Genomic DNA, 5,657 nt, shown 5'->3' on the forward strand with positions numbered 1-5,657 from the left:
CCGTTCTCATTGCCGGAAAATTTCAGAATGGGGCTGGACTGTCAGGATATGTCGCGGAGCTCTGCTCGGTGTTCTTGGGTCAGAAGCTGGGGTTCTCCGCGCATACGCTGGAGCTGAACGCGGCCTATCTCGACAACTGGGTCCGCGTGCTCCGGTCTGACAAGCGGGCGATCTTCAAACATGCGGCGGACGCGCAGCGTGCCTGTGACTATCTCGTCGCCGCGTCGGAGGCGGGGCAGGGGGAACAGGCCGCTTGAGGCCGGGGCTGTCCGGGCTGGTAGGGCGTGGTGAAAGGAAAAACTGGCTTTGGGTTTGGTGGTTTCAACCCATCCCGAAAGGACAGACCCATGAGCCATCCTGAACCCGCAGACTATTCGCGTCCGAACGCGGCTGTCATCGCATCCCAGAACGACGCTTTCCGCAGGTTTGCCTGCCTTGGCATCACCCCGGATCAGCAGATCCAGGGCCGCCTCGTCGTGACCCAGTCCCTGATCGAGGCAGGCGATGGCTTCGTCACAGAGGCCGTCCAGGCCACCGGTGCGTTCGATACATTCGAGCCGGACAATGATCCGGAAGGCTGGTACGACTTCGGGGCCGTGACGATCCGGGGCGAAACCGTATTCTGGAAGCTGGATCTCTACGAGGCCAGCTCTGACTTCCGCTATGGCGCCGAGGCACCCGACAATCCCGAGACGACCATGCGCGTGCTGACCGTCATGATGGCGCGCGACTGGTAGGGCGGGCCGCACCCCAACCTTCCATCACCGACAGGCCCGCTGACCCTCCGAAAGGGAAAGTGGGCCTCTTGTCCTGTTGGTTCCCGGATCCGGGGATTGGTTGCGCGAAGACCCGCGCGGACCTCTCAAACACGTCGAGAAGGACATGTCATGACTCACACATTCAAAACTACCACCGTCGCCATCGGCGACCTCTGCCCGCATCCCGCGAACGTACGGACCAATTTCCCCGAGACCTATGCCTCGGAGAATATCGCGCATCTCAAGGCCAGCATCGCCGTTCTGGGCCTTCTTCAGCCGCTGCTCGTTCAGAAGATCGGTGGCAAGTTCGGGGTGCTCGCCGGTGGCCGGCGCCATGCGGCGCTTCTGGAGCTGGTCGCCGACAAAACCGCCAAAGGGTTCACGAACCGCACCAAGATCGACTGCCGTTTGGTCCCTGACGATTGCGATGTGACCACCGCGCTGTCGCTCGCCGAGAACATCACCCAGGCGCCGATGAACGCCATCGACGAGTTCGAGGCCTTCGCGCGGATGATGGAGGTCGACGGCCAGACTCCCGAGACGATTGCCAAGACCTTCGGCACAACCGTCGCCGCCGTCAAAGGCAGGCTGCGCTACGGGCTCATCCATCCCGACATCCGTGCCGCGGCCCGCGCCAAATCGATCACCCTCGACACGATGAAAGCCTTCGCCGATCACCCGAGCCAGGAGGTGCAACGCGAGGTCTTCGAGGCGCTCACCAGGGAGGACAACTATGTCCAGGCCCATACCGTCCGCAACGCGCTGAAGTCCCGCGGTGTGCAGGTCAGCGACGATATCGGCGCCTTCGTGCGGAAGGACTACGAGGCGCGTGGCGGCGCCATCGCGGCCGATCTCCTGGACGAGCATTCCGTGCTGGAGGATTCCGCGCTGGTCGAAACGATCCTGCTCGAAAAACTCGCCGCCGCCGCCGAAGAGGCGCGGGCAGAGATCGGCTTTGCCTGGGCCGATGCGGTCATCCAGTACGACTATGCCGCCATGGCGGACTATGGCCGTGTCTATCCGGGTCCAGTCGAGCCCGATGAGAAGGGCCAGAAGCGTGTCGATGAGATTGCCGCCGAACTCGAGAAACTCGAACACGAGATGGAGAACGAAGAGCTCGAGGAAGAGGCGTACAATGAACTCTACGAACGCGTGGACGCGCTGGAAGCTGAGGCGCGGGACCTACAGGAGGCCTATGGCACCGAGGATCTTTCGCGCTCCGGCGTGATCGCCTCCTGGTCGCATGGCAAGATCTCCCTGCATGTCGGGATGGTGCGCCCTGAAGACAAGGCGGAGCGGTCTGGCAAAGGCACCGGCGCACCGAGCGACAGGGGCGCCGTAGACGGCGATCAGATCACCTATCCCGCCTCGCTCACCGAGGACCTGAAGACCGAGCGGGCGATGGCGCTCGGCGCGGCCATGGCGATGCATCCAGAGGCGACGCTCGACCTCACGCTCTTCAAATTGGTCACGGATGTGCTGACCAGCGGTTTGGGCGTCACCCAAGCGATCAAGGTCGATGCGCGCCAGGAGTATCGTACCCACGCCAAGATGGACGAGATCGACGGCACCTCGCTTGAACAGGTGGCCGAGGCCCATGACGCACTCGACCTCTCCTGGGCCGATGACGCGAAATCCCCTGCAGACCAGTTCGCGCTCTTCCGGGCGCTCGATGCGGGCGAGAAGGCCAAACTCGTGGCCTATGCCACGGCGGCAACCACACAATCCTGCTTCTCACGGGACCGGCAGCGGGATAGCTTGATGCATGACTTCGAAGTCGAGATCATGCCGGACATCCGAGCGCATTGGACACCGAATGCGGCGCTCTTCAATCGCTTCAAGAAGGCCTGGCTTCTGAAGATCCTCGGTGAGGAACTGGGGCTCGCGCAGGAGGCGGTGACATTGGCCTCCTCGACCAAGAAGCAAGTCGTCGAATTCTGCGACAAGCTCTTCGCCGAGCCCTTCGCCACGCTGACGGATGCACAGCGGGCGGCGGTCGCGGCCTGGTGCCCGCCGATGATGCAGACGGCAGGTGTCGAGCCAGCCGAGAAACCCGAAGACGAAACCGAAGTCGCAGAAGCGGCCTGACCCTACAGGCGGCCCGCTCCGAAACGTAGGCGCGGGTCGCACCCCTCCCTCCATCTTACAGGTAAAACCCATGGCACTTCTTAGCTTCACCGCGGCGAGCGTCGCGGCGCAGATCGCGCATGCGCGCGGCTGCTCCACCTTCCTTCCCAACTGGAACGGGCCGGTGGGCAAACCCGCCCTGATCCTGATCGTCGGCAATGGCGTCCATCTGCGCTCGAACGGCATCGATGGCACGACGACGCGGATCGTCACCACCGAACGCGCCGATCCCACCCATGCCTTCGCCGAGGGCATCAACCCGTTCCGCGATCCGGGCTGGATGGCGGCGCGGCAGGCGGCGTTCCGCGATCTGACCGGCCAGTTCTACACCGACATTCTCGATGATGTGCAAATGCTCATCGACCGTGGTCATGACACGATTCGGCTGGCGACCGATGGCCACACGATCCGCGTCTTCCTGCGTCGCGCCGCCGACTATCTGATCGGCGGGACCTACGACGTGCCCTCCGGTCTCGGCGGGACGTTCCGGGTGATCCTGAAGCACGCCACCGACACCCACGCCCTCGTGCAGAATAGCGGCAATTGCGAGGATTTCGACGAGATGCTGCCTTACCGCGTGCCGCTCGATGCGCTCATCGAAATCGATGACCGGAGGGCGGCATAGTGGGTTGGCTCTTCTACACCGACCGCCGCGTCAAAACCTACGCGGACGAGAAGGCAGAAATCGCCCGGCTTTGCACGTTCGAGACGGATACGCGCAAGACAGTGCTGCTCAAGGCCTCCAAACTCGGGTCGACCTGGTATGCAGCTTTGAGGCTCACCAACATCGATGGCGCGCCGGTTGAAGACAGAACCTACGTGACCGATGCCGACGGGTCGATCACCTTCGGCGCCGTGTTCCTCACCCGCTATGACGAGGGCTGCTGGGGCTACAAGGACATGGAGGAGAGCGCCGGGCCCGTGGAGTCGCGCGCGCCGCTCAGCCTTCTGGCATTGCTCTCCGAGTTGAAGGATCCCGACAGCTATGCCCATGCCTGGCGTCAGCGCTGCCGCGACTGGGCGGCGATCCCGGACTACGACGAGGGTGACAAGATCAAACTGGCCGCACCGGTAACGCTGACCGATGGCAGCACCTGCCAGATCGTGACCGCCACCCATTACCGGCGCGGAGGGCAAAAGCGTCGCTGCTACCGCATCGAGGAGACAGGCGGCCTCGTGCGCCTGTCGAAAGCCTCGCTCGCCGGGTCCGAGCTCCTCGGCTCGGCGAAGAGTGAGGCGAGTCCGGTTCTGGCCGAGTTTTTCGCCGGGAACGATTCCTGACCGCCGGCAACATCGCTATCTGTTCAGCCTTGAGCCGCCTCCGCGCGTTTGAAAGCGCTGAGGCGGCTTTCTGTCCTGTCGGACCCACAACCTGACTCAAAGGACAGACGATATGGACAACCGAAGCCCGGCACTCGCACGCGATTTCCCATCGAAACCACAGCTTCTGCAGGCCATTCGCCTGATCGGCAGCGAGATTGAGAAGCAACCGCTCAAGAGCTCATCGCTCGCTCGGATCATGCGCGAGAGTTTCGGCGGTAGCGATGCCGGCGGCGCGTGGTCGTGGCGCATGGCCTATGACCTGATGCAGGCCGCCACGGTGACGGCGATCATGCGGGACAGCGGTTCGGACGCGCTCGCGACGGCCAGATTGCTCGCCTCACGGCTCCTGACGGAGACCCGGCGCTCCGAAGAGCAAATCCGGCTCCAGCAATTCTCGACGCCGCTGCCCTATGCGGCGCTGGCTATCCGTGCTGCCGCCATCCGCCCCGGCGAAACCGTCCTCGAACCTTCCGCCGGGACCGGCGCGCTGGCTGGTTTTGCAGTTTGCGCGGGTGGCAAACCGATGCTGAACGAGATCGATCCCTTCCGTCGGGCGCTTCTCGAGGCGGTGTTCGGGGGCGAGGTGTCCGGCTTTGACGCCGAACATATTGATGATCTCCTGACGGTGCCCGAGCTTCCCGGTGTCATCGTGATGAATCCGCCCTTCGCCTCATCGGTCGATCGGTCGCGCGACAAGCACATTGCGGCGAAACATCTGATCGGCGCTGCCAAACGGCTGGCACCCGGCGGACGTCTCGCGGCGATCATGCCGATGGGATTTTCGCCAAAACGAGACGCGGCCCATTGGGCACGGGCCTCGGCCATCGCAAAGCCCCGTCTCGCGCTCACTATTCCGGGCCACGTTTACCGCAAACTCGGCACCACCGTCGAAACCCAGCTCATGGTCTTCGACAAGGTGCAGGAGGAGATCGAGATCGTCCGTGCCATGGTCGACGATCTGGACGCGGCGCGCCAAATCATCGATGATATCGCCGCAACCCGCACTGCCACTCCCTCGATCCAAACCGGTGCGCAGTTTCGGACTGGGTCGCGCCGGGTCGGTGTCCCTGTTGCACGTCAGCGCCCAATCGCCCAAGCGGCGTCTGCCAAACCCAAATCGCATGCCGCCATCCCGCTGGCCTTCACCTGCCTCGACACCCCCCGCGAGAACACGCCCGTCTCCGACATCTATGCCCGCTATCGTCCGCAGCGGATCGAGATTGAGGGTGCCCGGGAACATCCGACCCCCCTGGTCGAGAGTATAGCCATGGCCTCGGTTGCCCCTCCGGCACCCAACGGCGAAGCCGCCGCTGATCTGCGCCTGCCCGGCCGTCTGATCGAGGAGGGCCATCTCTCCGAGGCCCAGCTCGAGACCATCCTCATGGCGAACGATGCCTGTCCGTCGTCAGAGTTTTTCGGACTTCTGGGGCCGTTTTGTAACGAAGGCTC

The 5,657-nt window shown here is 63.7% G+C and carries 6 protein-coding genes; all 6 read left to right on the forward strand.

From position 1 onward, the window contains the following. A partial coding sequence (locus ATO6_RS24650) for a zincin-like metallopeptidase domain-containing protein (protein ID WP_254919282.1) occupies positions 1-257 on the forward strand: 257 nt, incomplete at its 5' end. A gap of 90 nt (positions 258-347) precedes the next feature. After that, positions 348-737, forward strand: a complete 390-nt coding sequence (locus ATO6_RS24655) for a DUF3768 domain-containing protein (RefSeq protein ID WP_088626561.1) — start codon at positions 348-350, stop codon at positions 735-737. A gap of 150 nt (positions 738-887) precedes the next feature. Next, complete coding sequence (locus tag ATO6_RS24660; RefSeq protein ID WP_088626562.1) at positions 888-2,846, forward strand: ParB/RepB/Spo0J family partition protein; 1,959 nt, start codon at positions 888-890, stop codon at positions 2,844-2,846. Positions 2,847-2,916: 70 nt separating this feature from the next. Next, entirely contained in the window at positions 2,917-3,510 is a 594-nt protein-coding gene (locus ATO6_RS24665) for a regulator (protein WP_088626563.1), read from the forward strand. After that, positions 3,510-4,166 (forward strand): hypothetical protein, encoded by a 657-nt coding sequence (locus ATO6_RS24670; protein ID WP_048534129.1) that lies wholly within the window; start codon positions 3,510-3,512, stop codon positions 4,164-4,166. Before ATO6_RS24665 ends, ATO6_RS24670 begins: the two co-directional genes overlap by 1 nt. 112 nt (positions 4,167-4,278) lie before the next feature. Next, a partial coding sequence (locus ATO6_RS24675) for a class I SAM-dependent methyltransferase (protein WP_176441097.1) occupies positions 4,279-5,657 on the forward strand: 1,379 nt, incomplete at its 3' end.

This window comes from Oceanicola sp. 22II-s10i (assembly GCF_002210105.1).
In the GTDB taxonomy this organism is placed as follows: Bacteria; Pseudomonadota; Alphaproteobacteria; order Rhodobacterales; family Rhodobacteraceae; genus Pseudooceanicola.